Annotated in this window: 22 protein-coding genes; 11 read left to right on the forward strand and 11 right to left on the reverse strand. The window is 61.6% G+C overall.

What is annotated here, in order from left to right; genetic code table 11:
• Positions 1–228 precede the first annotated feature (228 nt).
• Positions 229–549 (forward strand): hypothetical protein, encoded by a 321-nt coding sequence (locus PQQ86_RS29810; protein WP_408200901.1) that lies wholly within the window; start codon positions 229–231, stop codon positions 547–549.
• 120 nt (positions 550–669) lie between these two features.
• Positions 670–951, forward strand: a complete 282-nt coding sequence (locus PQQ86_RS29815; protein WP_408275217.1) for a hypothetical protein — start codon at positions 670–672, stop codon at positions 949–951.
• A gap of 133 nt (positions 952–1,084) precedes the next feature.
• Here PQQ86_RS29815 and PQQ86_RS29820 read toward each other — a convergent pair whose 3' ends face one another.
• Positions 1,085–2,380 (reverse strand): MFS transporter, encoded by a 1,296-nt coding sequence (locus PQQ86_RS29820; RefSeq protein ID WP_408275219.1) that lies wholly within the window; start codon positions 2,378–2,380, stop codon positions 1,085–1,087.
• A 99-nt stretch (positions 2,381–2,479) separates the two neighbouring features.
• On the reverse strand, positions 2,480–3,574 hold the full coding sequence (locus PQQ86_RS29825) for a tartrate dehydrogenase (protein ID WP_408275222.1): 1,095 nt from the start codon (positions 3,572–3,574) through the stop codon (positions 2,480–2,482).
• Between the two features lie 125 nt (positions 3,575–3,699).
• Between PQQ86_RS29825 and PQQ86_RS29830 the strand changes: the two genes are divergently transcribed.
• From PQQ86_RS29830 to PQQ86_RS29860, 7 genes are all read left to right on the forward strand, one after another.
• The gene (locus tag PQQ86_RS29830) at positions 3,700–4,611 is read left to right on the forward strand and encodes a LysR family transcriptional regulator (protein WP_408275224.1); all 912 of its coding nucleotides are present in this window, start codon (positions 3,700–3,702) and stop codon (positions 4,609–4,611) included.
• Between the two features lie 476 nt (positions 4,612–5,087).
• On the forward strand, positions 5,088–6,179 hold the full coding sequence (locus PQQ86_RS29835) for a porin (protein WP_408275227.1): 1,092 nt from the start codon (positions 5,088–5,090) through the stop codon (positions 6,177–6,179).
• A 366-nt stretch (positions 6,180–6,545) separates the two neighbouring features.
• Positions 6,546–7,409: a branched-chain amino acid ABC transporter permease gene (locus PQQ86_RS29840; protein ID WP_408279395.1), complete on the forward strand. Its 864-nt coding sequence runs from the start codon at positions 6,546–6,548 to the stop codon at positions 7,407–7,409.
• Between the two features lie 8 nt (positions 7,410–7,417).
• The gene (locus tag PQQ86_RS29845) at positions 7,418–8,428 is read left to right on the forward strand and encodes a branched-chain amino acid ABC transporter permease (RefSeq protein ID WP_408275229.1); all 1,011 of its coding nucleotides are present in this window, start codon (positions 7,418–7,420) and stop codon (positions 8,426–8,428) included.
• Positions 8,421–9,185 carry an ABC transporter ATP-binding protein gene (locus tag PQQ86_RS29850; protein ID WP_408275232.1) on the forward strand — a complete coding sequence of 255 codons (765 nt, stop codon included), beginning with the start codon at positions 8,421–8,423 and terminating at the stop codon, positions 9,183–9,185. The genes PQQ86_RS29845 and PQQ86_RS29850 overlap by 8 nt, the downstream gene beginning before the upstream one ends.
• Positions 9,172–9,879 carry an ABC transporter ATP-binding protein gene (locus PQQ86_RS29855; protein ID WP_408275235.1) on the forward strand — a complete coding sequence of 236 codons (708 nt, stop codon included), beginning with the start codon at positions 9,172–9,174 and terminating at the stop codon, positions 9,877–9,879. Before PQQ86_RS29850 ends, PQQ86_RS29855 begins: the two co-directional genes overlap by 14 nt.
• Before the next feature lie 84 nt (positions 9,880–9,963).
• Positions 9,964–11,148 (forward strand): ABC transporter substrate-binding protein, encoded by a 1,185-nt coding sequence (locus PQQ86_RS29860; RefSeq protein ID WP_408275238.1) that lies wholly within the window; start codon positions 9,964–9,966, stop codon positions 11,146–11,148.
• Positions 11,149–11,213: 65 nt separating this feature from the next.
• Here PQQ86_RS29860 and PQQ86_RS29865 read toward each other — a convergent pair whose 3' ends face one another.
• The 5 genes from PQQ86_RS29865 to PQQ86_RS29885 all read right to left on the reverse strand — a co-directional run bounded on the left by PQQ86_RS29865 (position 11,214) and on the right by PQQ86_RS29885 (position 17,750).
• Positions 11,214–12,119, reverse strand: a complete 906-nt coding sequence (locus PQQ86_RS29865; protein ID WP_408275240.1) for an SDR family oxidoreductase — start codon at positions 12,117–12,119, stop codon at positions 11,214–11,216.
• Positions 12,120–12,182: 63 nt separating this feature from the next.
• A complete protein-coding gene (locus tag PQQ86_RS29870; RefSeq protein ID WP_408275243.1) occupies positions 12,183–13,739 on the reverse strand; it encodes a class I adenylate-forming enzyme family protein in 1,557 nt (518 codons plus the stop codon).
• Complete coding sequence (locus PQQ86_RS29875; RefSeq protein ID WP_408275245.1) at positions 13,736–15,463, reverse strand: long-chain fatty acid--CoA ligase; 1,728 nt, start codon at positions 15,461–15,463, stop codon at positions 13,736–13,738. Before PQQ86_RS29875 ends, PQQ86_RS29870 begins: the two co-directional genes overlap by 4 nt.
• A gap of 120 nt (positions 15,464–15,583) precedes the next feature.
• A complete protein-coding gene (locus tag PQQ86_RS29880) occupies positions 15,584–16,810 on the reverse strand; it encodes an acyl-CoA dehydrogenase family protein (protein ID WP_408275248.1) in 1,227 nt (408 codons plus the stop codon).
• 166 nt (positions 16,811–16,976) lie between these two features.
• Positions 16,977–17,750, reverse strand: a complete 774-nt coding sequence (locus PQQ86_RS29885) for an SDR family oxidoreductase (protein ID WP_408275251.1) — start codon at positions 17,748–17,750, stop codon at positions 16,977–16,979.
• A 265-nt stretch (positions 17,751–18,015) separates the two neighbouring features.
• Here PQQ86_RS29885 and PQQ86_RS29890 point away from each other — a divergent pair, with 265 nt between their 5' ends.
• Positions 18,016–19,821, forward strand: a complete 1,806-nt coding sequence (locus PQQ86_RS29890) for an acyl-CoA dehydrogenase (RefSeq protein ID WP_408275254.1) — start codon at positions 18,016–18,018, stop codon at positions 19,819–19,821.
• Between the two features lie 52 nt (positions 19,822–19,873).
• Here the strand turns inward: PQQ86_RS29890 and PQQ86_RS29895 are convergent, their stop codons facing one another.
• Positions 19,874–20,767, reverse strand: a complete 894-nt coding sequence (locus tag PQQ86_RS29895) for an IclR family transcriptional regulator (protein WP_408275256.1) — start codon at positions 20,765–20,767, stop codon at positions 19,874–19,876.
• A 103-nt stretch (positions 20,768–20,870) separates the two neighbouring features.
• Entirely contained in the window at positions 20,871–22,163 is a 1,293-nt protein-coding gene (locus tag PQQ86_RS29900; protein WP_408275259.1) for an MFS transporter, read from the reverse strand.
• A gap of 203 nt (positions 22,164–22,366) precedes the next feature.
• Between PQQ86_RS29900 and PQQ86_RS29905 the strand changes: the two genes are divergently transcribed.
• On the forward strand, positions 22,367–22,735 hold the full coding sequence (locus tag PQQ86_RS29905) for a BON domain-containing protein (protein ID WP_408275262.1): 369 nt from the start codon (positions 22,367–22,369) through the stop codon (positions 22,733–22,735).
• Between the two features lie 95 nt (positions 22,736–22,830).
• Here PQQ86_RS29905 and PQQ86_RS29910 read toward each other — a convergent pair whose 3' ends face one another.
• Complete coding sequence (locus PQQ86_RS29910) at positions 22,831–23,979, reverse strand: DUF1501 domain-containing protein (RefSeq protein WP_408275265.1); 1,149 nt, start codon at positions 23,977–23,979, stop codon at positions 22,831–22,833.
• Positions 23,980–23,984: 5 nt separating this feature from the next.
• Positions 23,985–25,520, reverse strand: coding sequence for a DUF1800 domain-containing protein (locus PQQ86_RS29915; protein WP_408275268.1), 1,536 nt, complete (start codon positions 25,518–25,520; stop codon positions 23,985–23,987).
• Positions 25,521–25,553: the final 33 nt, after the last annotated feature.

Genomic DNA, 25,553 nt, shown 5'->3' on the forward strand with positions numbered 1-25,553 from the left:
TTGCTGGTTCGAGCCGAACACAGCGCCACTGGTTGCACGCAGAGGAGGAGAACCAGAGGTCTAGCCGGTTCATCGTGCACGGAATTCATTAGGGCAACCTTAAGGCTACGCGCCGTTACTCCGTGTTACCAATCTCGCATCCCTCTTGCACCTGCAAACCGCGGCCCTGCCTAAACTGCGCACCATCTTCACTGTCATCGCCCGCAATCATCGGGCGAAAAGAAAAACATGCGCAAGAACCTATTATCAGTGATTCTCGGCGGCGCGATATTAGTGGCTTCCACAGTCGCTTCGGCGCACGTCGACGTGGGCATCGGCATCGGCATTCCCGGGCCGGTTTTCGTGCCTGCCCAGCCCGCCTACATTGCACCTCCACCGGTCGTTTATGCGCCCCCGCCGGTGGTGGAATATGGCTACGGCTACGGCGACGACTGGCGCGAACGACAGTGGCATGAACGTCGGGAGTGGCGCGAACGACAGTGGCGCCACCATGAGCATGAGGAGCACGAGCGCGAATGGCGTGAGCGCCATGGTTGGGATGGGGATTGAAGATGCGGAAGAGAGTTGTTTGAGCGCCCCTAAGGAGAAATTAAGGAAAGCTTCTTATTCTGTGGGTACGCGTCGACCGGAATGGTCGGCGCGGCACCATCACACTATAGGAGAGCCTTCATGAAAGCACTCAAACACGTCATGCTCATTGCTTCGATCGTCGCCATCCCGACCCTGTCGTTTGCCCAGCAGATGAACGCACCGATGAACGACACACCACCCGCGCCGACCGTCTCGATGCACGACACGCAGAACAATCAGGCGGGTACGCAATATCAGCAACCCTCGCACACGCTGTCGGGCCATGGTGACAGCTCAGGTTACGGCGCACCCGCGACAAGCTTTTCGCAATCTGCGACGATGCGTTTCGCGGGTAAGGACTCGCGACTGTTCAGGCATTGAATACGCGCGATGATGCCTTGCACTTCCGCGCTGTCCCCGCGCTAACCGCTATTCACAGCAAGTCAACGCACAACAATCGGCGCGGAAGCGAGGCACATCGTCAATCGGGAAACCGATCAGAAAGCCAGCGAGATCATTGTGGCGCGGGAGCCGGCCGATATCCTCGCCGGCCGATAGCCAACGTGAGTATGGCTGATACCGCAAGACTCGCCGCCACCACGTAAAGTCCGGCAGCGTATCCACCCGTCACGCTCTTCAGCCAGCCGATCGCAAACGGACCGACGAAACCGCCGAGATTGCCGATCGAGTTGATCATGGCGATACCGGCCGCGGCGCCGGCGCCAGAGAGAAAGGTACTCGGCATAGCCCACAGCGGCGCCTTGGCCGCGCTGATGCCCACGTTCACGAGGATCAGCGCGAGCACCACCGCAAGGACGGTATCCGCAAAGCCTGCCCATGCGAGCCCGACGCCGGCTGCGACGCACGGAATCACCACATGCCACGTGCGCTCACCAGTGCGATCCGAATGACGCGCCCACATCACCATGCCGATCACAGCCAGCACGCTGGGAATCGCGTTCAACGCGCCAGTGCCGAGCGCGGTAAAGCCGAATTGACGAATGATCAGCGGCGCCCACAGTCCGAGCGTATAAAGTCCCGCCGAAGTGCCGAAATAAATCATCGACATGATCCACACGCGCGGGTCGCGCAGCGCAGCGAGCGCACCCGCAGCGTGGCCTGCCTGCGATTCACGTCCCGCGCGTTCTTCGCGCAAGGTTGCGACGAGCCACGCTTTCTCATCCGCGGCAAGCCACGTCGCCTTTTCCGGCGAATCGGTGAGCGCTTTCAAAACCACGAAGCCGAGAACGACCGCAGGAATTGCTTCGATAAGGAAAAGCCATTGCCAGTCTTTCAAGCCGAACAGGGCCGGCATCTGCATGATGGCGCCTGAAATGGGCGATCCGATTGCCGTCGACAACGGTGCGGCCGCCATGAACGCGGCCGCCGCGACTGCACGCTGCCGTGCAGGAAACCACTGGCTGAGATAAAGAATGATGCCGGGGAAGAAACCGGCTTCGGCCACACCAAGCAAAAAACGCAGCGTATAGAACGAGTTTGGCCCGACGACAAACGCGGAAGCCGCCGACACCAGCCCCCACGTCACCATCACGCGTGCAATCCAGATGCGTGCACCGACCTTATTCAGAATGAGGTTCGAGGGCACTTCGCACAGAAAGTACCCTAGAAAGAAGATGCCGCCGCCGAGCCCGAACATGGTCGGCGAGAGGCCGAGATCCTTGTTCATCGTGAGCGCGGCAAAGCCAACGTTCACACGATCGAGAAAGCTCACAAAATAAAGCAGCATGACGAAGGGCAAAATCCGCCACGTCAGCTTGCGAACCACACGGGCTTGCAATTCATTGGCCATGCCAGTCTCCATTCTTCAAATCGCCCGTGACGTGTTCGTCCGGGCGTTTTGTTTTTGTCTAATGCGGGCATTGTGTATTGCGTACTACGTATTGCGAGTTCAGGCGGCTTTGAACTCTGCCGCTGGTTTCGCGGCGAGGATCGCGCAGACAGCATCCGTCACCTGGACGGTCGTGGCCGTTCCACCGAGGTCCCCCGTGTGTAACGCCGGGTCAGCGGTGATGCGTTCGATCGCGCTCATCAATTGTTTGGCAGCGGCCATCTCGCCGAGATGCTCGAGCATCATCACAACCGACCAGAACGTGCCAACCGGATTGGCGAGACCCTTACCCATGATGTCGAACGCGGAACCGTGAATCGGCTCGAACATCGAGGGATAGCGGCGCTCAGGGTCCAGATTCGCAGTCGGCGCGATGCCGAGGCTGCCGGCCAGTGCCGCTGCCAGATCGCTGAGAATGTCTGCGTGAAGGTTCGTCGCGACGATCGTGTCGAGCGTGGCGGGACGGTTGACCATGCGCGCGGTGGCAGCGTCGACGAGCTCCTTGTCCCACTTGACGTCAGGAAATTCCTTCGAGACTTCGAGTGCAATCTCGTCCCACATCACCATCGCGTGGCGTTGCGCATTGCTCTTGGTAATCACCGTCAGCAGCTTGCGCGGCCGCGAATGGGCGAGGCGGAACGCGAAACGGAGAATGCGCTCGACGCCCGCACGGGTCATCATCGAAACATCGGTGGCCACTTCGATCGGATGGCCCTGGTGTGCGCGTCCGCCTACGCCGGAGTACTCGCCCTCCGAGTTCTCGCGAACGATGACCCAGTCGAGATCCTTCGGTCCACAGCGTTTCAACGGCGCGTCGATGCCAGGAAGGATGCGGGTAGGACGCACGTTCGCATACTGATCGAAACCCTGGCAGATCTTCAGGCGCAGCCCCCAAAGCGTCACGTGATCGGGAATATGCGGGTCGCCCGCCGAGCCGAACAGAATCGCATCCTTGTTGCGGATGGCATCGAGTCCATCGGCCGGCATCATCACGCCGTGCTGGCGATAGAAATCGCCGCCCCAGTCGAAATTCTCGAACTCGAACTGGAAGGCGTCGCTTCGCGCAGCGATGGCTTCGAGAACCCGTTGGCCCGCGGGCACGACTTCCTTGCCGATGCCGTCGCCGGGGATGGTTGCGATGCGATAGGTCTTCACTGGCGTCTCCTTGGTGTTGAACGTATGGCTGCATGCTAGAACGGAGACCGCACGCGAAAACGCTGCTAGACTCAAAGCATCCTTAACCTGAAGTTAATAATGGGCCGCTCAATGGCCCGCTCAACATGACTTCGTCGATACAACCGGAAGACCTCGCCTTCTTCTCCACGCTCGCCGCAAGCGGCAGCCTGACCGCCACTGCGCGCGAACTCGGCTTGAGCACGGCGGCCGTAAGCAAGCATCTGGCGCAAATGGAATCGCGCGCGGGCGTGTCGCTCGTGAATCGCACAACCCGGCGTATGAGCCTGACGCCGGAGGGCGAGCTCTATCTCACCCGGGCACGGCGCATCTTGAGCGAAATGGACGACCTGGCCCAGTTACTCGGCGGCTCGCAAGCGGCCCCGAAAGGTCTGTTGCGTGTGAACGCGACGCTCGGTTTCGGCCGCAGTCACGTGGCGCCGCTCATTTCCCGATTTGTGCGGCGCTTTCCCGAGGTTGACGTGCAGTTGCAACTCTCCGTCGACCCACCACCGATTAGCGACGACGCCTTCGACGTGTGCGTGCGTTTCGGCGAACCCCCGGATGCGCGCGTGATTGCGCGCAGGGTCGCGTCCAACCGCCGGCTGCTGTGCGCATCGCCAACGTATTTCACCAAACGGCGCGCGCCGCGCAGTCCGGCGGAGTTATCGCAACACAACTGCATCGGCATTCGTCAGGGCGACGATGGCTACGGGCTATGGCGTTTAACCAGCGGACGCGGCGCGGCCGAAAAGACCGAGACCGTACGCGTGCGCGGCAACCTCACCACCAATGACGGTGAGATTGCAGTGAAATGGGCGCTCGACGGTCACGGCATTCTGATGCGGGCGGAATGGGACATCGCGGAGTATCTCGCCGATGGCCGCCTGATCCACGTATTGCCGGAATACCGCACGCCGGATGCCGATATTTACGCGGTGTACCCGCAACAGTTGCAGATGACGGCGCGGGTCAAGGCATTCGTCGACGTGTTGATAGAGGCGTTCGCCGCGCGCTGAGGCAGTTCTTTGACAGTTCTGCAATGCAGAACTGTCAAATCAACCGCCTCTCTCGCAATTCAAACCGGATAATTCCGGCAATCTCCTTGTGTTACATAGCCTTACGGTGCACTTCAAGCACACCTTCAGTGCCAGGTGTTTTCCCTATTTTGGCCTGCATTGCAGTCCAAACGAGCGATTTCCCCCGTTGACACAGAACGAACGGTCGTGCCAAATTGCGCCTGCATCCTGTGCGCAAGCACGCGATCGATGAGCTCCTAGCAGCGCCGAGCCGCCCCAGCACCCAGGAGACAAGCCAGCCGGCAACCGGACTCGAGACGCATACCAGCAGACCCAAAATTTCGCATCCCTTATCAGATCGCGAGGGCTCTTTATCGCCTGTTGAAATCGCATCGCGCAACAGATCGCCAGAATCTTGCAGCACAAGCATTACTTCGCCAGTTCAATTGATTCCAATAAACAAGGAGACACGAAGCATGCCGGCAAGTCATCGCAATCGAATTGGAGCCATTCTTGGATTAGTGGGCGCATGCGCTCTGGGTACGGCCCAGAGCGCCCATGCGCAAAGCAGTGTCACGCTGTACGGTATCGTCGACGGCTCGATCCTCTACACCAGCAAAACGCTTAACGCGACCACCGGTCAGAACGCCGGCCATCAATACTCGTTCACGGACAGCGGCCTCTCCGGCTCACGCTTCGGCATGCGTGGCGCCGAAGATCTTGGCGGCAACATGCGTGCGATCTTCGAACTCGAAAGCGGCATCAGCATTGCTAACGGCGCGTTCAGCAATTCGAACGGCAACGCGTTCGGGCGGCAGGCGTGGGTCGGTGTGGACAGCCGCTACGGTACGGTCAAGGCCGGCTTGCAGTTCTCGCCCTTCTTCCTCGCAGTGTACGACTTCGATCCGCGTGAGATGTCGTACTTCGGCAGCGGTCTCATCACCTATCTCAACAACGTCTATGTGACCGGCCTGTTCAACCCGAACGGTATTTCGTACACGTCGCCGGAAATCGCCGGCTTGCAAGGCAGCGCGATGATGGCGCTGGGCGGCACAGCCGGAGACTTTCAGGCGGGACGGCAGTACTCGGCGAGCCTGCGCTACCACCTCGGCACGCTGACCATCGATGCCGCGCTCTATAGCGGCAACGCCGGCGGCAGCGCAGCATCGATCGCGATTCCGAGCGTGGTCGAATTTGACGGCCGTGCAATCGGCGCCAGCTACGTGTTCAACAACCTGACCGTGAAGGCTTCCTACGTGCAGTACAAGGTGGCAGGCTCGTTCAACGATCGTGTTTATTCAGGCGGCGCCAGCTATCGCATCACACCGGCGCTGAACGTCGACGCTGGCGTGTGGGTCACGCGCGACGGAAACAACTCGTCGAACAATTCGATACTGGCCTCCACCGGGGTCGAGTATTCCCTCTCGAAGGCTACTGTGGTGTATGGGCAGGCCGGCTTCGTGACTAACCACGGTGCCATGCACACCGGACTGTCCGTCAACAACGCACTGAACGAAGTGACCGGCACAACGGCCGGCGTGAACATCGGCATGCGGCACATGTTCTGACCGCCGCAGAACCAGAGATGCCGGAGTGCCGCGTAAGCGGCGCGCTGGATCATGCGAACGGGCGAGTTGATGCGCGCCATGTAAGTGACTTCCCTAGTAATCTGCAATGCAGAACAATCAAATGGAAAAACTTATTGACGCAAAGCGAACGCCCGTGCCAAATTTCTCTAGCGCCGCCACCCATCACCAATTCCAGTTTGTGCCGATGGGTGCGTGTTTTAAGCGTCGACAACCGTCGATAACGGTCGCCGGATTCGAGGAAGCGGCTGTTGTCCCATCCGTAGTCAGGCATGCGGCGATGCGTCCCCTGCAGCAAGGGTAACCATTGCGCAGTGTGCCTCCGTTGGAGGGTGTCAAAGCGTGGACATGTTTTTGCAGCAGCTTCTCAACGGCTTGACGCTAGGTGGCATCTACAGCCTCGTCGCACTTGGACTCACGCTGGTCTACGGCATTCTCGCCGTACCGAATTTCGCCCACGGCGCGTTCTACATGGTCGGCGCGTTCGTCTCGTTCTACCTGATGAGCCGGCTCGGCTGGAACTACTGGCTCGCGATGATCGGCTCCGGCCTCGCAGTCGCACTACTCGCGATCCTCGCCGAACGGCTGGTATTCCACCCGCTGCGCAAATCTTCCGAATTGCATCCGATGATCGCCGCGATCGGCCTTCTGCTGTTCCTCGAAGCCGGTGCGCAGGCGCTCTGGGGCGCGGACTTTCACCGTATGGCCACGCCTTACGCCGGGATCATTGATCTGGGCGGCGTGACCGCGCCGGTGCAGCGCCTGCTGATCATCGGCGCCGCGTTCGCGTTGGTGGTGCTGCTGCAACTCTTCCTCAAATACACAGTGATCGGCTCGAGCATCATCGCGATGGCACAGGACCGCGAAGGCGCATCGCTGATGGGCATCGACGCCAACAAGGTCACAATGCTGACCTTCGGCATCTCGGGCCTTCTCGCCGCCGTGGCCGCGACGCTGTACGCGCCGATCAACCTCGTCTATCCGGCCATGGGCCAACTGGTGATCCTGAAGGCCTTCGTGATCATCATTCTCGGCGGCATGGGCAGCGTGCCTGGCGCGATCGTCGGCGGATTGATCATCGGCATGGCGGAGAGCTTCGGCGCCTTCTACATTTCGACCGACTATAAGGACATCATCGCCTTCGTACTGCTGGTGGTGATTCTGTCGGTTCGTCCTCAAGGACTGTTCACCAGGGAACTGCGCGCATCGTGAAACCGGTCATGAAATTATTCGAGGGCAAGCTGGCGTGGGCACTGCTGTTCGTGCTCGGTCTCGTGTTTCCGTTTCTGGCCACCAACGACTACATGCTCACCGTGATGTCCACCGCGTACGTCTTCGCGCTGGCCACCGTCGGGCTGAATCTGATCACCGGCTATACGGGACAGTTCAATCTCGCGCATGGCAGCTTCATGGCGGTGGGCGCGTACACGGTGGGCATTCTCACAGTCGATCATCAGGTGCCGTTCTGGCTGGCGTTCATTGCGTCGGGCGTCGTCGTCGCGATACTGGGTGCGCTGGTCGGCCTTGTTTCGCTGCGTCTGCGCGGCCACTACTTTTCTATTTTTACGCTATGCGTCGGCTACATCATGTTTCTCGTCATCGAGAAATGGGACAGCCTCACGCATGGTGTCTCGGACATCGTCGGCATCCCGGCGCCCTCGGGCTTCGGCATCGTCTCGTTTGAAAATCCGCGGCCGCTCTATTACCTGGTGTTTGCCTTTCTGGTGCTCGGCGTGTGGCTGATGCATCGCATCGTCGACTCGCTGCTCGGCCGGACGTTCATGGCGATCCGCAATAGCGACGGTCTCGCGCAGTCGCTCGGCATCAACCTGATGCGTAACAAGGTGCTGGCCTTCGTGCTGTCGGTCGTCTATGCCGGGCTCGCGGGCGGCCTCTATGCGGGCTCCGTGCGTTTTCTCGGACCGGATCTGGCCGGTGTCGAGCATACCTTCGACATGACCATGTACATGCTGGTGGGCGGCATCGGCACCCTCGCCGGCCCGCTGCTCGGCGCGCTCGCCATACCATGGCTCACGCAGTATCTGCAGTTTTTGCAGGCGTACCGTTTCGTCGTGTTCGGCCCGATCCTCATTTTGCTGGTGATCTTTCTGCCGAACGGTATTGTCGGTTTGTATAGGGCGAGAAAGAGCCAGCGGGCGAAACTGGCAACGGCGACGAGCGGCAGTGTCGCGCGTCAATCGCAGCCCACGAGCGGAGACCGTCATGCTTGAAATCGACTCGCTCAGCAAACGCTTCGGCGGTCTCGTCGCGGTCGACGACATCAGCACGCATATCGAAGCCGGCAAGATCAATGCAATCATCGGGCCGAACGGCGCGGGCAAGACCACCTTCTTCAATCTGATCAGCGGCACCCATCTGCCGAGCTCGGGACGCATCCGCTTCAAAGGCCAGGACGTGACCAAGATGGCCGCCGACCAGATGGCGCGCCTCGGCATCGCGCGCACATTTCAATCCACCGCGCTGTTCGACCGGGCCAGCGTGCTCGACAACCTGATCGTCGGCCACCGGCTGCGCACACGCTCGGGGCTATGGGATGTGTTGACGCATTCAGCGCGGCTCAAGCAGGAAGAACGCATCTGCCGCGAGAAGGCGCGCGAGGCCCTGGATTTCGTCGGGCTGTCGGCGATTGCGGAACGGATGGCCGGCGACATCTCGCAGGAAGAGCGCAAGCGTGCCGCCGTGGCGCTCGCACTCGCCACGGAGCCGAGCCTGATGCTCCTCGACGAACCCGCTGGCGGCGTCAACCCCGAAGAGACCGAAGGCCTCGCCGAACTGATCCGCAAGCTTGTAAAACACGGCGTGACGGTTTGCCTGGTGGAACACAAGATGAACATGATCATGAAGCTCGCCGATCGCATCATGGTGCTGAACTACGGCAAGAAAATCGCCGAGGGCACGCCTGCCGAGATTCGCGCCAACCCCGCCGTGATCGATGCCTATCTTGGGAGCGAACATGCTGAAGTTTGAGAACGTCGCGCTCGATTACGGCAGTTTCCGCGCGCTGGACGGCATCACGCTGCACGCGGACGACGGCGAACTGGTGGTGCTGCTCGGCGCCAACGGCGCGGGCAAGAGTTCGATCTTTCTCGCGACGAGCGGCCTGCGCCGCGCCACGAGTGGCAGCCTGCGCCTCGGGACGCGCGAGCTGCTCGGCATGACGCCCGCGCAGATTGTGCGCAACGGCGTGATTCAGTGCCCCGAGGGCCGCAAGCTTTTCCCGGGCATGTCGGTGCTGAAGAACCTCACGCTCGGCGCCTATGTGCACCGCGGTGACAAGGCCGGTAATCAGCGCAATCTCGACCAGGTGTTCGCACTCTTTCCGCTTCTCGCCGAACGCAAGGATCATGCGGCCGGCTCGTTGTCCGGCGGGCAGCAGCAGATGGTGGCGATCGGCCGCGCGATGATGGCCCGGCCCAAGGTCTTGCTGCTCGACGAACCGTCGCTCGGTCTCGCGCCGCTGGTGGTCAAACAGGTGTTCGAGGTGATCCAGCAGGTCAATCGCGCGGGCACGACGGTGCTGCTCGCCGAACAGAACGCGTTTGCGGCGTTGAAGATCGCGCACCGTGCCTACGTGATCGAGAACGGCCGCATCGTGCTCGAAGGCGATCACGCGAGTCTGATGAACAACGAAGCGATCCGGCGCGCGTACGTCGGCGGCTAAACGGATTTGATGCACAGCCTGACGCATGACCATGAACGTGACCATAAGCGTCGGGCCATTCGAACAATCCTAAAGGAGACACGTATGACGATCAAACGCTTGTGCGGACGCGCCGGAGTGGTTGCGGCGGTCGCCACGACCGCGCTGCTGGGTTCCAGCGCAGTCATGGCGCAGCAGGTGGTGCATATCGGCTACTCCGGTCCGTTAAGCGGAGGCGCGGCGAAGTACGGCCAGGAAGTGCTCGAAGGCATGCAGATGGCCGCCGCCGACGTCAATCAGGCCGGCATCGAAGTGGCCGGCAAGAAGATCAAGCTCGAAATCGTGCCGCTTGACGACAAGTACAACCCCGCAGAGACCGCCATCAACGCGCGTCGTCTCGCGCAGGAACAGCAGGCGGCTGTGGTGCTCGTCCCGCATTCGGGCGGTGGCTTCGCCGTGCAGACCAGCAACGAACAACAGAAACTATTGCTGCTCTCGTACACCAGCGTGCCGCAGATCAGCGAGCGCGGCAACAAGCTCACAGTGCGCATTCCGCCCGCGTTCACGTCGTATCTGAACGCGTTCATCAAGTACGAAATGGCGACGTACGGCAAGAAGGTTGCACTCGCCGCCACCGATACCGACTACGGCAAGGTCTGGGTCGCCGCATTCAAGCCCGCGTGGGAAGCGGCCGGCGGCACGATCGTCGCGGACAATTCGATGTCGTATAACCGCGCCACCGATTTCTACAGCGGCGTGAGCCGTGTGCTGGCCGCCAAACCGGATGTGATGTTTATCGGCGGCCCGTCCGAGCCGACCGGCCTGATTGCGCAGCAGGCACGCGAACTGGGTTTCAAAGGCGGCTTCATCGTGATGGATCAGGCCAAGCTCGACGAAGTGGCCAAGGTGACCGGCGGCTATGCACCGTTGAACGGCGCGATCGGGGTATTGCCGCTGGCTAATGATGAAACGCCGAACGCCAAAATGTTTGTGGAGCGCTTCCGCAAGAGTCACGATGGCCGCGATCCGAGCCAGGAAGTATCGCTGAACTACACCGCGGTCTACGCAACGGCACTCGCGATGAAGCTGGCCGGCAGCGTCAGTGACGCGGCCGCGATCCGCAATCAGTTCGATAAAGCCGTGAAGGCGCTGCCGCCACAGGCCAATCCGCAAAGTGTGACGGGCGTCGACGATCACGGTGGCTTCGTGATCGGCAATCCGGTTGCGGCGGTAGTTCAGGGCGGACAGTTGAAGTCGGCGGTGCTGAGTTCGCTGACAACGGCAAAGTGACAACGTAATATAGGCGAAAAAAAGCGCCGTGGTTCCCACGGCGCTTCGCGCATCTCCAATTCGGATTAGCCTTTCAACGCTTCGATAATCTGAATACGCACTTCAGGCCGCTCGGCGAACGGATCGGTCGGATTGCGCGGCGTAACGATGTCCTCAGCGCGCGTTTTCACAGCGGCTAGCGCGTGCGGATGCGAGAAAATATAGAACTGCTCTTCGCGGATCGCATCGAACACCATGCCCGCGACTGTTTCCGCACTCACCTTCCCTGAACTCACCGCCTTTTCGCTCATCGCGCGCGACACGCGTTGCGATAAGGTCGGCGGCGTGTCGTTGTCCAGTTCGGACGGACGATTGCGATGCGCCTTCGCGATACCCGTCGGCACGAAGTACGGGCACAGCACCGAGCACGCCACCTGCTGCGTGACCAGCGAAAGATCCTGGTATAGCGACTCGGTCAGCGACACCACGGCATGTTTCGACACGTTGTACGGCCCCATCATGGGCGGGTTGAGCATGCCGGCCATCGACGCCGTGTTGACGATATGTCCGCGATAGTCCGGATCGCGTTTGGCGGCGTCGAGCATCAGCGGCGTGAAAGCCCGCACGCCGTGAATCACGCCCCACAGGTTGACGCCGAGCAGCCATTGCCAGTCGCGTTCGGTGTTCTCCCACACGAGACCGCCGCTGCCGCCTACGCCCGCATTGTTGAAAACCAGATGCACGCCACCGAAGGCGTCGAGCGTGGCGCGGGCCAGTGCGTCGATTTCCTCGCCCTTCGCGACATCGAAGCGGCGCGCGATGGCCTGTGCGCCGGCCGCGCTCACCTCGGCGAAGGTTTCATCGAGCGCGTCCTGTTGCACGTCGGCGAGTACGAGGCGCATGCCCAACTTCGTGCCGAGCCGAGCGAACTCTCGGCCGAATCCGGAGCCCGCGCCGGTGATCACCGCAACCTTGCCTTCAAAATTGTCCATGCCTTGTCCCATTGCCAGTTGGTGTATTCAGCCAGGTGTATTCAGACGTCTCTATACGCTGTGCTAACGCGATGCGGGATAGTACTGCTCGCGCAATTCCCGTTTCAGCACCTTGCCGATCGGACTGCGCGGCAACGCGTCGACAAAGGTCAGCGCGGAGAGCCGCTGCACCTTGCCGAGCCGCGCGTTGACCCAGGCCAGCAGCGTGTCGGCGTCGATCGGTGCGGCCGGGCGGCGCACCACGAACGCAACCGGCGTCTCGCCCCATTGCTCCGACTGCGCGCCCACCACGGCCACATCCGCGACGTCCGGGTGCGAGCACAGTTCTGCCTCGAGGTCACTTGGATAAACGTTGAAGCCACCCGAAATGATCATGTCCTTCTTGCGGTCGAGCAGGGTCAAAAATCCGTCTGCGTCGAAACGGCCCATGTCGCCGGTGCGGATGAAACGCTTGCCACTCGGGTCGTACCACTCCGCCTCGGCAGTCTTCTCCGGTTGACGGTAGTAGCCGGTCATCATCGCGGGCGAATGGCCGACGATTTCGCCCACCTCGCTCGCTGCGACCTCGTTACCGAGCTCGTCGATCAGACGGATATCGTGACCTTCGATCGGTTTGCCGACCGTATGCAGCCTGGTGGGACATTCGTCCGCCTCCAGTTGACACGAGCCACCGCCTTCGGTCATGCCGTAGTACTCGGTCAGCTTGCCCGGCCAGCGGCGCACCACGTCCGCCTTCACGCTCGCGGCGAACGGCGCGCTCGTGCAAAACTTGGCCTGGAAGCTTGAGAGGTCGTAACGGTCGAAGTCCGGATGCGCCATCAAGCGCTGATACTGGACCGGCACCAGCATGGTGTGCGTGACACGATACTGTTGCGCCAGCTCGAGATAGCGTGTGGCGTCGAATTTCGGCATCAACACGACTGTGCCGCCGAATGTCAGCGTCGGCATGAAACTCACGAGCGTCGTGTTCGAATACAACGGTGTGGAGATGAGCGTCGTGGCGTCTGGTCCATAGCCGCGCTGGATGCTGCGCACCGCATAAGCCCAGCGCATGCCGTGCGACTGCACGATGCCTTTCGGCGTACCCGTGGTGCCTGACGAATAGATGATGTTGAACGGCCACGCCGGATCGATCGTCACGGCTTCTGGCGTTGCGCCCTTGGGCGCGAGCCACGCTTCAAGCGGGGTGCTGCCTGCGTGCGCATCCAGCGCGATGGGGATTGCGCTGATCTCTGCGGCCACCGGTTCGAGGAGACGCTTGACGTCGGCACCGAGAAACAACAGCCGCGCGCCGGAGTTGCCGATCATGCTGACGAGACTCGCCGCACTCGACGATGGCGCGAGCGGCGCGACCGCCGCTCCTGCCCTTAGGCCGCCAAGAAACACCACCGCGTATTCCACCGAGGCGGCGGCGCATAACGCAATCGCATCGTAAGGCTTGATGCCGTCGCGCTGCAACGCGGCAGCAAAGCGATCGACTCGTGCATCAAGCTCGGCATAAGTCACGACCTCGCCGTCGCAGATCAATGCCGCGTGCTCACCGCGTTCTTTGGCGAAGCGGCGGAGCATGTCGGTGATGCAGACGAACGGTTCGTCCAGTAAGGCTTCGAGCCATGTCATGACGAGGCGCCTCCTGTGCTGCCAGTGCTGCCGCTGCTCTCACTGGCCGCGGCCGTGCGTGCCGCATCCTCTTCCTGCAACTTGCGCCACAGAATCTTGCCGCTGCCCGACTTGGGCAGCGACGTCACGAACTCGACAATGCGCGGCGCCTTGTAAGACGCCATCTGATCGTGCGACCAGTCGATGATCTCCTGCTCGGTGATCGTGCCGGCATGCGCCGCGGCAGGCACCACCAGCGCCTTGACGGTTTCGCCGCGCTTCGCGTCCTTCACGCCGATCACGCACACCTCGTGGATGGCAGGATGCCGGTACATGAGCGCCTCGACTTCCGCGGGCCACACCTTATAGCCCGATGCATTGATCATGCGCTTGAGCCGATCGGTCATGAAGAAATAGCCATCCTCGTCGATATGACCGAGGTCGCCGGTACGCAGAAAACGCTTGCCGTCGAGTTCGATAAACGCTTCTTCAGTCGCCTTGGGATTGCGCCAGTAGCCCTGCATCACCTGTGGCGCGTTCACGATGATCTCGCCGGTTTCGCCTTGCGGTAGTTCCTGCAGCGTGACCGGATCGATCACGCGCGAGTCGACGTCGAACACGGGAATGCCCAGGCACTGCGGCTTCGGCCGATGCGGGGGATTGATGTGCGTGCCGGCAATCGTCTCCGACATGCCGTAGCCTTCGACGTAATCGAGCCCCGTCAGCGACTTGAGCTTCCTGGCAATCGCGTCCGGCATCGCCGCGCCGCCGCCGCGTGCGCCCGTCAGGCTCGACAGATCGTACTCGCCGAGCTTCGGGTTCGACAGAAAATCGACCATCATCGCCGTGATCGACTGCCACGCGGTCACGCGATATTTCTGCATGCATAGCGCCGCCGCTTCCCGATCCCAGCGCGGCAACACGATAATCGTGGCGCCGGAAAAGACCGCGCTGTTCATGCCGCCTTGCATGCCGGTCACGTGAAAGAACGGCAATATCGATAGATACACACCGTCCGGCGGCGCCGAGAACCAGACGCAGCCGCCGAGCAGCGTGCTCATCACGCTGCGGTGCGTATGCATGCAGCCCTTCGGCTTGCCGGTGGTGCCGGACGTGTATGGCATCACACACAGATCGTCCGGACCGGTAGTGAGCGGACCCGGCGCGATATGCCGTTCGAGCACCTCGCGCCAGGGTATGACGCCGGAGATATTGAAGGTTTTGCGCGGCGCCGCCACGAATTCCGGCACGGGAATCGGCGATGGCCGCTTCAGATAATCGCTATACGTCGCGACGATGACGTGCTCGATGCCCTTCCCCGACCCCTTGCCGATCAGCGGCTCGACGTTCGCGAACAGGCATTGCGGCGCGATGATCGTGGTCGCCTCGCTGTCCTCGACGTAATGCGCCAGTTCACCGCTCATGTTCATCGGATTGACCGGCACCACGACAGCGTTCGCACGCAGGATCCCGTAGTAAGCGATGATCCATTGCGGGCTGTTCTGCATGTAAAGCAGCACGCGGTCGCCCGCCTTGACGTGGCATTCCTGCTGAAGAAATCCCGCGATACGCTCGGTTTCGTCCTTGAACTCGCCGAACGTAATCGGCGTGTCGTAGAAGACGATGAACGGCTTCGTGGGAAAACGCGCCGCCGATACTTCGGCGTTATAGAAAATGTTGGTCTCGGGCAGCGTCAGATGCAGTGGCACTTGCGGCGGCCAATTCGGGTGATGGCGTTCGTTCATCGGCGTCTCCTGCCTTACTGTCTGTGCGCGTTTCACACGGTGGTGCGCGCTTCGTTTACATCCACCGCGTGACGGACGCGGCTGGCTAATGAATCAGGGAAATCAGTGGAGTCAGCGGCTTCATGAACGCCCGAGGTAACGCCCAAGCTCCATCTTCGCAATGGCGTTACGGTGCACTTCGTCAGGGCCGTCCGCGAAACGCAGCGTGCGCGAACTCGCATACGCGCGAGCAAGGCCGAAGTCGTCGCTGACCGCGCCGCCGCCATGCACCTGCATCGCCCAGTCGATCACCTGGCACGCCATGCTGGGCGCAGCCACCTTGATCATGGCGATCTCCTGACGCGCGTCCTTGTTGCCGACCGTGTCCATCTTGTGCGCCGCGTTCAGCACCAGAAACCGCGTCTGGTCGATCATGATGCGTGCGTTCGCGATCCGTTCGCGGGTGACGCCCTGGTCCGCGATCGGTTTGCCAAACGCAACGCGCTCCAGCGAGCGGCGGCACATTGCTTCGAGCGCGCGCTCAGCGCGTCCGATCAAACGCATGCAGTGGTGAATACGGCCCGGCCCGAGCCGCCCTTGCGCGATCTCGAAGCCGCGGCCCTCGCCGAGAAGCATGTTGCTGGCCGGCACACGTACGTTTTCAAAGGAGATTTCGGCGTGGCCATGCGGGGCGTCGTCATAGCCGAATACCGGCAGATGACGCAGTACTTTCACGCCTGGTGCGTCTATCGGCACCAGAATCATCGACTGCTGCTGATGCCGGTTGGTGTAGTCCGGGCTGGACTTGCCCATGAAGATGAGGACCTTGCAGCGCGGATCGTTCGCGCCCGAGGTCCACCATTTGCGGCCGTTCAGAATGTAATCGTCGCCGTCGCGCTCAATGCGCGCTTCGATATTGGTCGCGTCTGACGACGCCACTTCCGGCTCCGTCATCGCGAATGCCGAGCGGATCGTGCCGTCGAGCAGCGGCAGCAGCCATTGCTGTTGCTGCTCCGGTGTTGCGTAACGCACCAGCGTTTCCATGTTGCCGGTGTCCGGCGCCGAGCAGTTGAACGGCTCCGCACCGATATGCGAGCGCCCCATGATTTCGCACAGCGGTGCGTATTCGAGGTTGGTGAGCCCCGCGCCGTATTTCGATTCGGGCAGGAACAGGTTCCACAAACCCACGGCCTTCGCTTTCTGTTTCAATTCCTCGATGACCGGCGCGGGCTGCCACCGGTTACCGGATTCACGCGCGGCGTCCATCTGCGCTTCGAAAACCGCCTCGGCTGGATACACGTGCTCGTCCATGAAAGCGTTCAGGCGCTGCTGCAAACTCTTGACCTTGTCCGAGTGCTGAAAATTCATGCGGCGTCTCCTGTCGACTGGAGTTAGCGCTTTAGCTGTCGGCCAGAGTTGGCGCTTTAGCGCTTACTCTGGTCCCATGCAAAGCACTTACTCCGGTCCCATGCAAAGCTCTTTTAGGTAAACGCAGCGCGCCCTGGCCCACGCGCCGCGTCTCGTGACCAGCCGATCAAACAATGATCGATCCGCCATCCACCGCAAAATACTGGCCCGTGATATGACGCGACGCTTCACTCGCGAGGAACACGACCGGGCCTTTGAGATCCTCATCACCGCCGAGGCGCTGCAACGGCGTGCGCGAAACGATGGTGTCTTCGAGTTTGTCGAGTAAGCCCGCCGACATCTTCGAAGGGAAAAATCCCGGGCAGATCGCGTTGACGTTGATGTTGTACTTGCCCCATTCCGCCGCGAGCGCCCGCGTGAAATTGATCGCCGCAGCCTTGGAGGTGTTGTACGCAATCGTGTTCATGCCAGGCGGCGAACCCTTCAACCCTGCCACCGACGCGATGTTGATGATCTTGCCCGCACGACGCGGAATCATGCTGCGCTTGCCCACTTCACGAGCGACGAAAAACGGCGCATGAACATTCAGGTTCATCACCTTGTGCCACGCTTCATCGGGATAATCTTCGGCCGGTGCGCCCCATGTCGCGCCCGCATTGTTCACGAGAATGTCGATGCTGCCATGCAGGCCGAGCACTTCATCCACGAGACCGGGGATTCCCTCAAAGCGCTGCAGATCGTTGACGATGGTCTGTACCTCGATACCCCGGCTTTGCAGATGTGCTTTCGCTTCGGCGAGTTCATTGGCCTTACGCGCGGTGATTGCCACGCGACAGCCCATTTCTCCGAGTGCCTCGGCCATTTGCAGGCCCAGCCCGCGCGAGCCTCCGGTGATCAGTGCAACCTTGCCGTCCAGTTGAAACAGGTCTTTCACAGACATTACGACGCTCCTCCAAGTTGTTCTGCAATGCAGACTTCTATTCCAGATTTGCTAACCATCATACGTGCCGAAATTCAGCCTGTAAATAAAAGCACGCTCATTCACTTTTGATTTAAACTGACACGCATCGTCGATGGGCGGGTCATCGGGACTTACCCGAATACCGCACTTTTCAATCGAGCCGCGTCTATGCGATTTCGTGGGTTCCCGCGCTTGCCGCGTAGTTGTTCTGCGTAGCGGCTTACCTTTGGACGGATCTTCTCCCATGCAAGATGCGCTGATCATCAACTCGCGTGATCTGGAATTCCAGTTGTTCGAGGTGCTCGAGGCCGAGACGCTCACGCAGCGCGCGCGCCACGCCGACCACACTCGCGAAACTTTCAACGCGGCGCTCGAAACCGCTCATGCGGTCGCCGCTGAAAAGTTCGCGCCGCACAACCGTCTTTCGGACGAACACGAACCGCAATTCGACGGTCAACGCGTCACGATGCCCGCCGAGGTCAAAGACGCACTCGACGCGTTCCGCTCCGCCGGTTTCCTTGCTGCAGGCAAAGACTACGAATGGGGCGGCATGCAGTTGCCCTCGGTGATTTCCTTTGCTTGCCTGTCGCTCTTCAAGAGCGCCAACATCGCCACCTCGTCTTACGCGATGCTGACCACGGCGAATGCGAACGTGATCGAGCGCTTCGGCAGCGCCGCGCAGAAGCGCAAGTATCTGCAAGCCTTATTCGAAGGCCGCGCGTTCGGCACGATGGCGTTGACCGAGCCGCAAGCGGGCTCGAGCCTCTCGGATCTCGTCACCAGTGCAACGCCTAACGAAGACGGCACCTATTCGATCCGCGGCAACAAGATTTTCATTTCGGGCGGCGATCACGAGTTGAGCGAGAACATCGTTCACCTGGTGCTGGCGCGCATTCCCGGCGGGCCGCCGGGTGTCAAAGGCATCTCGCTCTTCACGGTGCCGAAGTTCCATGTGAATGACGACGGCAGCCGCGGTGCGCGCAACGACGTCGCGCTCGCGGGCTTGATTCACAAGATGGGCTGGCGTGGCACTACGTCGACGATGCTGTCGTTCGGCGAGCGCGGCGAATGCATCGGTGAACTGGTGGGCGAACCGCATCACGGGCTCGCTTACATGTTCCACATGATGAACGAGGCACGTATCGGCGTCGGCCTCGGTGCAGTCATGCTCGGCTATCGCGGCTATCTGGCGTCGCTCGATTACGCGCGCGAACGGCCGCAAGGGCGTCGTCCGGAAAACAAGAATCCGCTCGATCCGCAATTGCCGTTGATCGAACACGCCGACGTGCGCCGCATGCTGCTTGCACAAAAAGCGTATGTGGAAGGCGCGTACGCGCTGTGCCTGTACGCGGCGCGCCTCGTCGACGAACAGAACACCGGCGAGAGCGACACTGCACGCGCCGAAGCGGGCCTGCTGCTCGATCTGCTGACGCCGGTGGTGAAGTCGTGGCCCTCGCAGTGGTGCCTCGAAGCGAATAGTCTGGCGATCCAGATTCACGGCGGCTATGGCTATACGCGTGAATATCCGGTCGAGCAGTTCTACCGCGACAATCGCCTGAACATGATTCACGAAGGCACGCACGGTATCCAGGCGATCGATCTGCTCGGCCGCAAAGTCGTGATGAAACAAGGCGCGGCGCTTAAGCTGCTGGGACGTGAAATACAGCGCAGCCTCGAATCGGCTCGAGTTCATCCGGCACTGCAAGCGCATGCCGATTCACTCGGCCAGGCATGGAACGAATTGACCGGCACGGTTGAAGCGTTGTTGCCCACGCTCGCCAGCGAAAGCGAACGCGCGCTCGCCAACGCGAATGCTTTTCTCGAAGCGTTCGGGCATATCGTGATTGCGTGGACGTGGTTGCGGCAGGCGATCGTTGCGAGCGCCGCGCTACCTGAAGCGAAGAGTGAAGCCGACCGTGACTTCTATCGCGGCAAGCTGCATGCGTGTCAGTGGTTCTTCCATTGGGAACTGCCGCGTGTCTCGCTGATGCTTGCCACGCTGCGCAGTCTCGACGATACGACGCTCAGCATGGCACCTCAGTGGTTCTAGGCGCTGCCGCTCAGTGCGGCTTTCCACGCCGCTTGATACCGCCTGACACCGCTCAATGCGACAGCGCGACTTCCAGCTGCGTCACTACGTCGATCAGACGTGGCCGCACTTCTTCGAGCAGGAACTCTTTGGAGAGCTTGAACGAAGGTCCGCCGACATTGATCGCCATGATCGGCAGCTCGCCACCCGGCTGGAAAGCACGTGCGATGCCATTCACCTCTTTCTGCCAGTCCCCGAACGAAGTCGTCACGCCGAGCGTGCGGTAATCTTCGAGCGCGTTCTCGATGCCACGGCGCGTTTTCGGCCACGCGACGTGATCGAGCTCACGCACCTGCTCCATGAAGCTGAGACGATCGTGTTCAGGAATCGCCGCGAGCCACGCACGGCCAATCGCCGACGTGGCAACCGGAATACGCGAACCGACTTCCAGCGTCAGCGTAAGCGCAACCGAGGCCCGGCAATTTTCCACGTAGATCATCGAGAGCCGGTCGCGCGTACCCAACGACACGGTTGCGCCGACGATATCAGCCAACTCCTGCATCACCGGCCGGGCGATCTTGCGGACATCAAGCCGCGCCAGCATCGCGCTGCCCAGCGCGAGCGAAGCCGTGCCAAGCCGGTATTTGCCGCTCTCTTTCAAATGAATCAGATAGCCGAGCAGCGTCAGCGTGTGAGTCAGACGCGATACCGTCGATTTCGGCAGCTTGCAGCGCAATGCGAGTTCCTGATTGCTCAGCGATTTGTCGCCTGAGCGAAAACACGCCAGCACTTCGAGCCCGCGCGCGAGTGCCGTGACGAAATGCCGGTCGTCCTTGTGCGCCTCGTGCGCCGTCCGGCTCGCGAGGACCGAATTTGCGCTGGCGGATGCAGCGGGTGTCTGCTCACCGTCTGCCGCGCTCGGCTCCTCGACCGGATGATCGATCGGGCTGTGATTGGTTTTGCTCAAAATGAAACGCGCTCCCGCGAAACGGCACCATCTGAAGGACAAACCATAGTCCGGAACAGGGGTGATCCGGGCTGCGGAATTATAGACAAATGCAAAAAATCGCTCAGACTTCTTCTTTCGGCGCAGCCACCACCGGGCTGAAAAAATAAATTACCGCGCCGACAGCAAGCGGCACGACGGTCACGGCAAATAGCGCCGAGTAGATCCCCGCATTAGACAGATGCGCCTGTTTTGCGACACCCGCGATCCAGCCGAAACAACTGCTGGTCAGCGCCACGCCGAGAAAAACGAGGCTGTTGAGCAGGCCCAGACCGAGCCCGAGCCGGCGCGGTGCAATGATGGCGCGCGCTTGCGACATTACGAGCGGATGGATCGAGCCGACCGAGAACAACACGCAGATCAACGCGACACTGACGCCCCAGTTGCCGTCCGGACTGACAGCGAGTACCAGTGCCGCCAGCACGCCGGCGATCAGCCACAGCAACGAAATAAGCTTGGGTGCGCAGAACCGCACGACCACCGGAATACAGAACGATGCGGCGATCCCGATCACGCTGGTGACGGTCATTGCATTGCCGCGGGCGATAACGTCGAAGCCGTAGACGTCGGCGAGATACGGGCCGCCCCATGACGTACGAAACGTGCTGCCGACCGAGAGCGCGAGGCAGGCCGGCATCAAGGTCCAGAAACCGGTACGCCGTTTCAATGCGCCTGCCGCGTGTTGCGATGCAGCGAGGCTTTGCTCATGCGCGGCGGCATCGCGCCGGCGCACGAAGCATACGACGCCAAGCGTCGCGCATAGCATGGCTAACGCAGCGGTAACCATGACCGGACGCCAGCCGAAGCTAGCCGTCGCCCGGCTCAGAGGAAACGCGGCCAGCAATGCGCCCGCCATGCCGATCGCACTCGCCGTCGTGACAGCGCGTACATTGCGCGTGCCGTGGCCGGAATGCAGCACGTAGTTGAGCAGCCCCATAAAGATCGGCGCGCAACCCAGTCCGATGCCGGCTTGCGCGACGAGCGCCACGGTTGCGCTCGTCGTCATCGAAAGAACGCCGGCGCACGCGGCGCCGACGCCCATCAAAAGCGCGGTCGGACCGCGCACGCCGTAGCGGTCGAACATGACGCCGACCGGGAGTTGCGCGATGGCGAACACAAGGAAGAATGAGCCCGCAAACCAGCCGAACATCTGCGGCGAGAAATGAAAATCGCCGATCAGCTGGGTGGAAATCACAGCGATATAACTACGGAAAAACTGACTCAATACGTAGCTGAAGGTCAGTGCCCACAAGCCATAATCGATCGACGATGCAGCGGCTTCAGTGCGTGGTTCGTGTAGTTGTTCCTGTACGCCATCAGACATCTGCGGTACGCCCTGAATGATCGAAGCCGTCATGATAGGCGAATCGGGTGACGGGCGGCCAGGTCAGTTTTTTCAACGCTCGCGCGTTTGCTGGAGTATTGTTTAAGCGCGCCGGGAGCTTCACGACGTTACTCTTCTACAAGACCGGAGGCCCATGCGGGCGGAAAAGTGCTTGCAGGCGCGTGTTTTTTTGCATGCAACGATGCGAAATCAACTTTTCGAGGAATGGAGAAAACGTGAAAACAGTCAATCTATTGAAGGCGCTCGGCATCGCATTGTGTGTGGCGACTGCGTCCGGCGCCTATGCCCAATCGAGCGATGCGATGGCGTCGGGCACCATGATGGCGCCGGCTCCGAATTCGAAAGCGATGAAGAGCACGGACCGCAAGTTGGGTCTGGCCGTGCGCAAGGCATTAGGCAAGGCGCAGGGTTTTGATGTGTCGAACGTGTTTGTCCGGGCGCGCGGCGGTGCGGTGACCTTGACTGGAACGGTGCCCGATGGCGCTCAAATCCCACAAGCTGAGGAAGTGGCCAAGGGCGTTTCAGGCGTGACGTCGGTGAACAACAAGCTGACGCTCGGCACGCAGGGCGGCGGTGGAGGTTGATCGCGTCTGACGATTGACGAATGACGAGCAGTGACGATGGGTAGCGCCGCAAGAGCCAATTTGCGGCGCTGTCTGTCGTTCTGGCGGTTTTCAGCTTATGTGCGCACGAGCCCTGTCAGCGGGCGCATGCCGGCGGTCTGGCCGAACAATGTAGCGGCCGTACGCTGCGGATCGAGTCCGAGGCTTTCGCTTGCGGCGCCGGCGATCAACGCATCCAGCGACATCGTCGGCTTAAGGTCGCGCGCTTCGTAAAGGTCGCCCGGTTTCAGGCCCGGCCAGTCGGCGAGCACACGTCCGCCCGCCACCGCGCCTCCCAGCATCATCGCCACCGAGCCGGTGCCATGATCGGTGCCCCCCGTGCCATTGGCGGCGGCGGTTCTGCCGAACTCGGTTGCCACCACCACGGTAGTCTTGCTCCACAACGGCCCCATGCCGTCGCGCAATGCCGCCAGCATCGTGTCGAGCGCTTTCAGCTGATTGGCAAGGCGTGCGTTCTGCGCAGTGTGCGTGTCCCAGCCACCGGTTTCGATCATCGCAATGCGTGGACCATCGTCGCGTGACAGAAAACCGGCGGCGAGCTTGCCAAGGCTCGCCGGGTCCTGACGCGCTCCGGCGTCGCCCGCGAGTCCGCGCGCGGTCATGGCGGACTCCCATAGCGGGCGCAATTGCGCATCCTGATCGTACAGCTGAGAGACCCGCATGAGCAGATCGTCGGGAGCCTGCGGCAACCCCGAGGGCGCGTACGAGGTCACCTGCGCGTTGCCGCGCAGCGCCATCGGCACGGTCGGCGCAAAGGCGATCGCGTTCTCGCGCGTGGCGGGCATCGATGCGACGAGCCGGTTCAGCCAGCCGTCCTTCATCTGATACGGCGAGGTGCCGCCGGTCTCCAGCACGTTCTGCCCGTCGAAGTGCGAGCGGTCGCGATACGGTGACGCTACTGCATGCACGAACAGCGCTTGGCGATCCGCATACATCGCGGCGGTCTGCACCAGCGAGGGATGCAGCGCGAAGGTGCCGTCGAGCCGGGTCGCTTTGGATGCATCGATCGCAAGCGCACCGCGCAATGTCGCGTAGGCGGGTTCGGCGTACGGGACGACGATGTTCAGGCCATCGGCCGCACCGCGCTGGATCACGAACACGAAGCGGCGATCCGTTGCGACGCTGGCAAACGCGATCCGTGGCGACACGAGAATCGCGCCTGCGCCTGCAGCGGCAACGCTGAGAAATTTTCGGCGTGAAAACATGGCGTTCATCTCCGTTGAAAATCCGGCGAGACCAGCAGCAGCGCGATCGCGGTCGATGCGCTTTCGGCACGCGACACGGCCGTGGCAGTCGGCGCACTGAGCGAGCCGGCCAGCAAGGTCTGCCCGAGCGAGCGCGCGTCGAGCCGGTCGCCGACGCGCGACGCGAAGCGCTGTGCCACTTCGACCCGGCGCACGAGCGCATCGGGCGCCGCCCAGCTTGCGGCAATGTCGTCGTAGCCCGCAGGCGAGCCTGGCCGCCACACCGGTTGACCGAGTTGCGTCAGGATGGGTGCGGCCTGCAGGTTGCCGATGTCCTGCCAGCCGAGCCCGCGCATCGAAGAAATGGTCCACTCCCACGGCGTCTTGAACTTCACCGCAGCCGGCGACCACGCCTGCGGCATGTCGAGCAGCGTCCGGTACACAGTCGGCAGATCGCCGCCGCTACGCGCGAATGCATTCGCCAATCGCTCGCTCACATCCGGCGGCGGATTATCCGCAACGAAGTGACGGGCGAGCTTGCCGCCGATGTGCTGTGCCGTCGCGGGCGCGCTCGCGAGGTCGTGCAGGATCGCCAGCGCCTGTTCTTCTCCCGGCTGGTCGTAGCGGAGGCCCATGATGGTTCGCGAGCCCGGCTCGTGCAGCGCGACGCGAAACACGAAGGTGCCTGGGGCGGCGTTCGGCTGCGTACCCTGCCCGCGCGGGTTGCCTGGATTGCCAGCGAGACTCCAGCCGGTCAGCGCACGGGCGAATTCCGTGACGTCGTCCTGGTTGTAGCCGCTGCGCACACCGAGTGTGTGCAGCTCCATGATTTCGCGCGCCAGATTCTCATTCAGCCCGCGTTTGACGTTCGGATTGCGCTCTGCGGCGCGCATGGCCGCCATGCTGTCCGGTCCAACCGAACGCGTCTGATCGAGAAACAACTGCATGGCCGGATGACGTTCGACGGCGACCAGCATATCTTCGAAACGGCCAAGCACGTGCGGGCGGATCGCTTCCGCTTCGAATGAACCGGCCAGCGCCGCGACGCCGGGTTTTTCCGTCGACACCGCGAAGTGGTTCGCCCAGAAATGAACCAGCCGCTCGATAAAAGGTGTCTGCGTGGTCAGCGCGCTGGCGACCCGCGCGTTCACCGAAGAACGGTACATGTCGAGAATTTCGCCGCGCAATGCTTTTCGTTCGGCTTGCTTATCAGTTTGTGCGACGGTTTCTGGTGCGCCCTGCCCGCTGGTTTGCAGGTTGGCCTGCCCAGTGGTTTGCATGCTGGCCTGCGCATTCGTCTGATTGGCGGATGCGCCTTCGTTGACGGTCTGCTGAGTCTGGCGGTTCAGTTGATTCAGTTGCATGCGCTGCTGTGCCAGCTCACCGGACAGCGCCGCCGAATCAGGCTGGCTCGCCCACGCGGCAGGCCGCGGCTGATATTGCTCGAACTGCGCGAGCAGCCATCCCTTCGGGTCGACGGGCGGCGTATCGTCGGCACGCGCGCCGAGGCCGAAGCGGTTCAGCGCAATCGCCGCGGCATTCATGTTCGGTGATGTGGCCATGCCATCCTCTTCGGCGTTGGATATTTCTTTAAA

The organism is Paraburkholderia sediminicola, from assembly GCF_046026675.1.
Lineage (GTDB): Bacteria > Pseudomonadota > Gammaproteobacteria > Burkholderiales > Burkholderiaceae > Paraburkholderia > Paraburkholderia sediminicola_F.

What these genes read in the sequence shown, in the direction of transcription:
- PQQ86_RS29860 (WP_408275238.1), top strand. Translation starts at nt 9,964, where the DNA reads ATGACGATCAAACGCTTGTGCGGACGCGCCGGAGTGGTTGCGGCGGTC.
- PQQ86_RS29880 (WP_408275248.1), bottom strand. Translation starts at nt 16,810, where the DNA reads ATGAATTTTCAGCACTCGGACAAGGTCAAGAGTTTGCAGCAGCGCCTG.
- PQQ86_RS29855 (WP_408275235.1), top strand. Translation starts at nt 9,172, where the DNA reads ATGCTGAAGTTTGAGAACGTCGCGCTCGATTACGGCAGTTTCCGCGCG.
- PQQ86_RS29875 (WP_408275245.1), bottom strand. Translation starts at nt 15,463, where the DNA reads ATGAACGAACGCCATCACCCGAATTGGCCGCCGCAAGTGCCACTGCAT.
- PQQ86_RS29830 (WP_408275224.1), top strand. Translation starts at nt 3,700, where the DNA reads ATGACTTCGTCGATACAACCGGAAGACCTCGCCTTCTTCTCCACGCTC.
- PQQ86_RS29845 (WP_408275229.1), top strand. Translation starts at nt 7,418, where the DNA reads ATGAAATTATTCGAGGGCAAGCTGGCGTGGGCACTGCTGTTCGTGCTC.
- PQQ86_RS29890 (WP_408275254.1), top strand. Translation starts at nt 18,016, where the DNA reads ATGCAAGATGCGCTGATCATCAACTCGCGTGATCTGGAATTCCAGTTG.
- PQQ86_RS29820 (WP_408275219.1), bottom strand. Translation starts at nt 2,380, where the DNA reads ATGGCCAATGAATTGCAAGCCCGTGTGGTTCGCAAGCTGACGTGGCGG.
- PQQ86_RS29835 (WP_408275227.1), top strand. Translation starts at nt 5,088, where the DNA reads ATGCCGGCAAGTCATCGCAATCGAATTGGAGCCATTCTTGGATTAGTG.
- PQQ86_RS29915 (WP_408275268.1), bottom strand. Translation starts at nt 25,520, where the DNA reads ATGGCCACATCACCGAACATGAATGCCGCGGCGATTGCGCTGAACCGC.
- PQQ86_RS29870 (WP_408275243.1), bottom strand. Translation starts at nt 13,739, where the DNA reads ATGACATGGCTCGAAGCCTTACTGGACGAACCGTTCGTCTGCATCACC.
- PQQ86_RS29885 (WP_408275251.1), bottom strand. Translation starts at nt 17,750, where the DNA reads ATGTCTGTGAAAGACCTGTTTCAACTGGACGGCAAGGTTGCACTGATC.
- PQQ86_RS29810 (WP_408200901.1), top strand. Translation starts at nt 229, where the DNA reads ATGCGCAAGAACCTATTATCAGTGATTCTCGGCGGCGCGATATTAGTG.
- PQQ86_RS29815 (WP_408275217.1), top strand. Translation starts at nt 670, where the DNA reads ATGAAAGCACTCAAACACGTCATGCTCATTGCTTCGATCGTCGCCATC.
- PQQ86_RS29865 (WP_408275240.1), bottom strand. Translation starts at nt 12,119, where the DNA reads ATGGACAATTTTGAAGGCAAGGTTGCGGTGATCACCGGCGCGGGCTCC.
- PQQ86_RS29840 (WP_408279395.1), top strand. Translation starts at nt 6,546, where the DNA reads ATGTTTTTGCAGCAGCTTCTCAACGGCTTGACGCTAGGTGGCATCTAC.
- PQQ86_RS29850 (WP_408275232.1), top strand. Translation starts at nt 8,421, where the DNA reads ATGCTTGAAATCGACTCGCTCAGCAAACGCTTCGGCGGTCTCGTCGCG.
- PQQ86_RS29910 (WP_408275265.1), bottom strand. Translation starts at nt 23,979, where the DNA reads ATGTTTTCACGCCGAAAATTTCTCAGCGTTGCCGCTGCAGGCGCAGGC.
- PQQ86_RS29900 (WP_408275259.1), bottom strand. Translation starts at nt 22,163, where the DNA reads ATGACGGCTTCGATCATTCAGGGCGTACCGCAGATGTCTGATGGCGTA.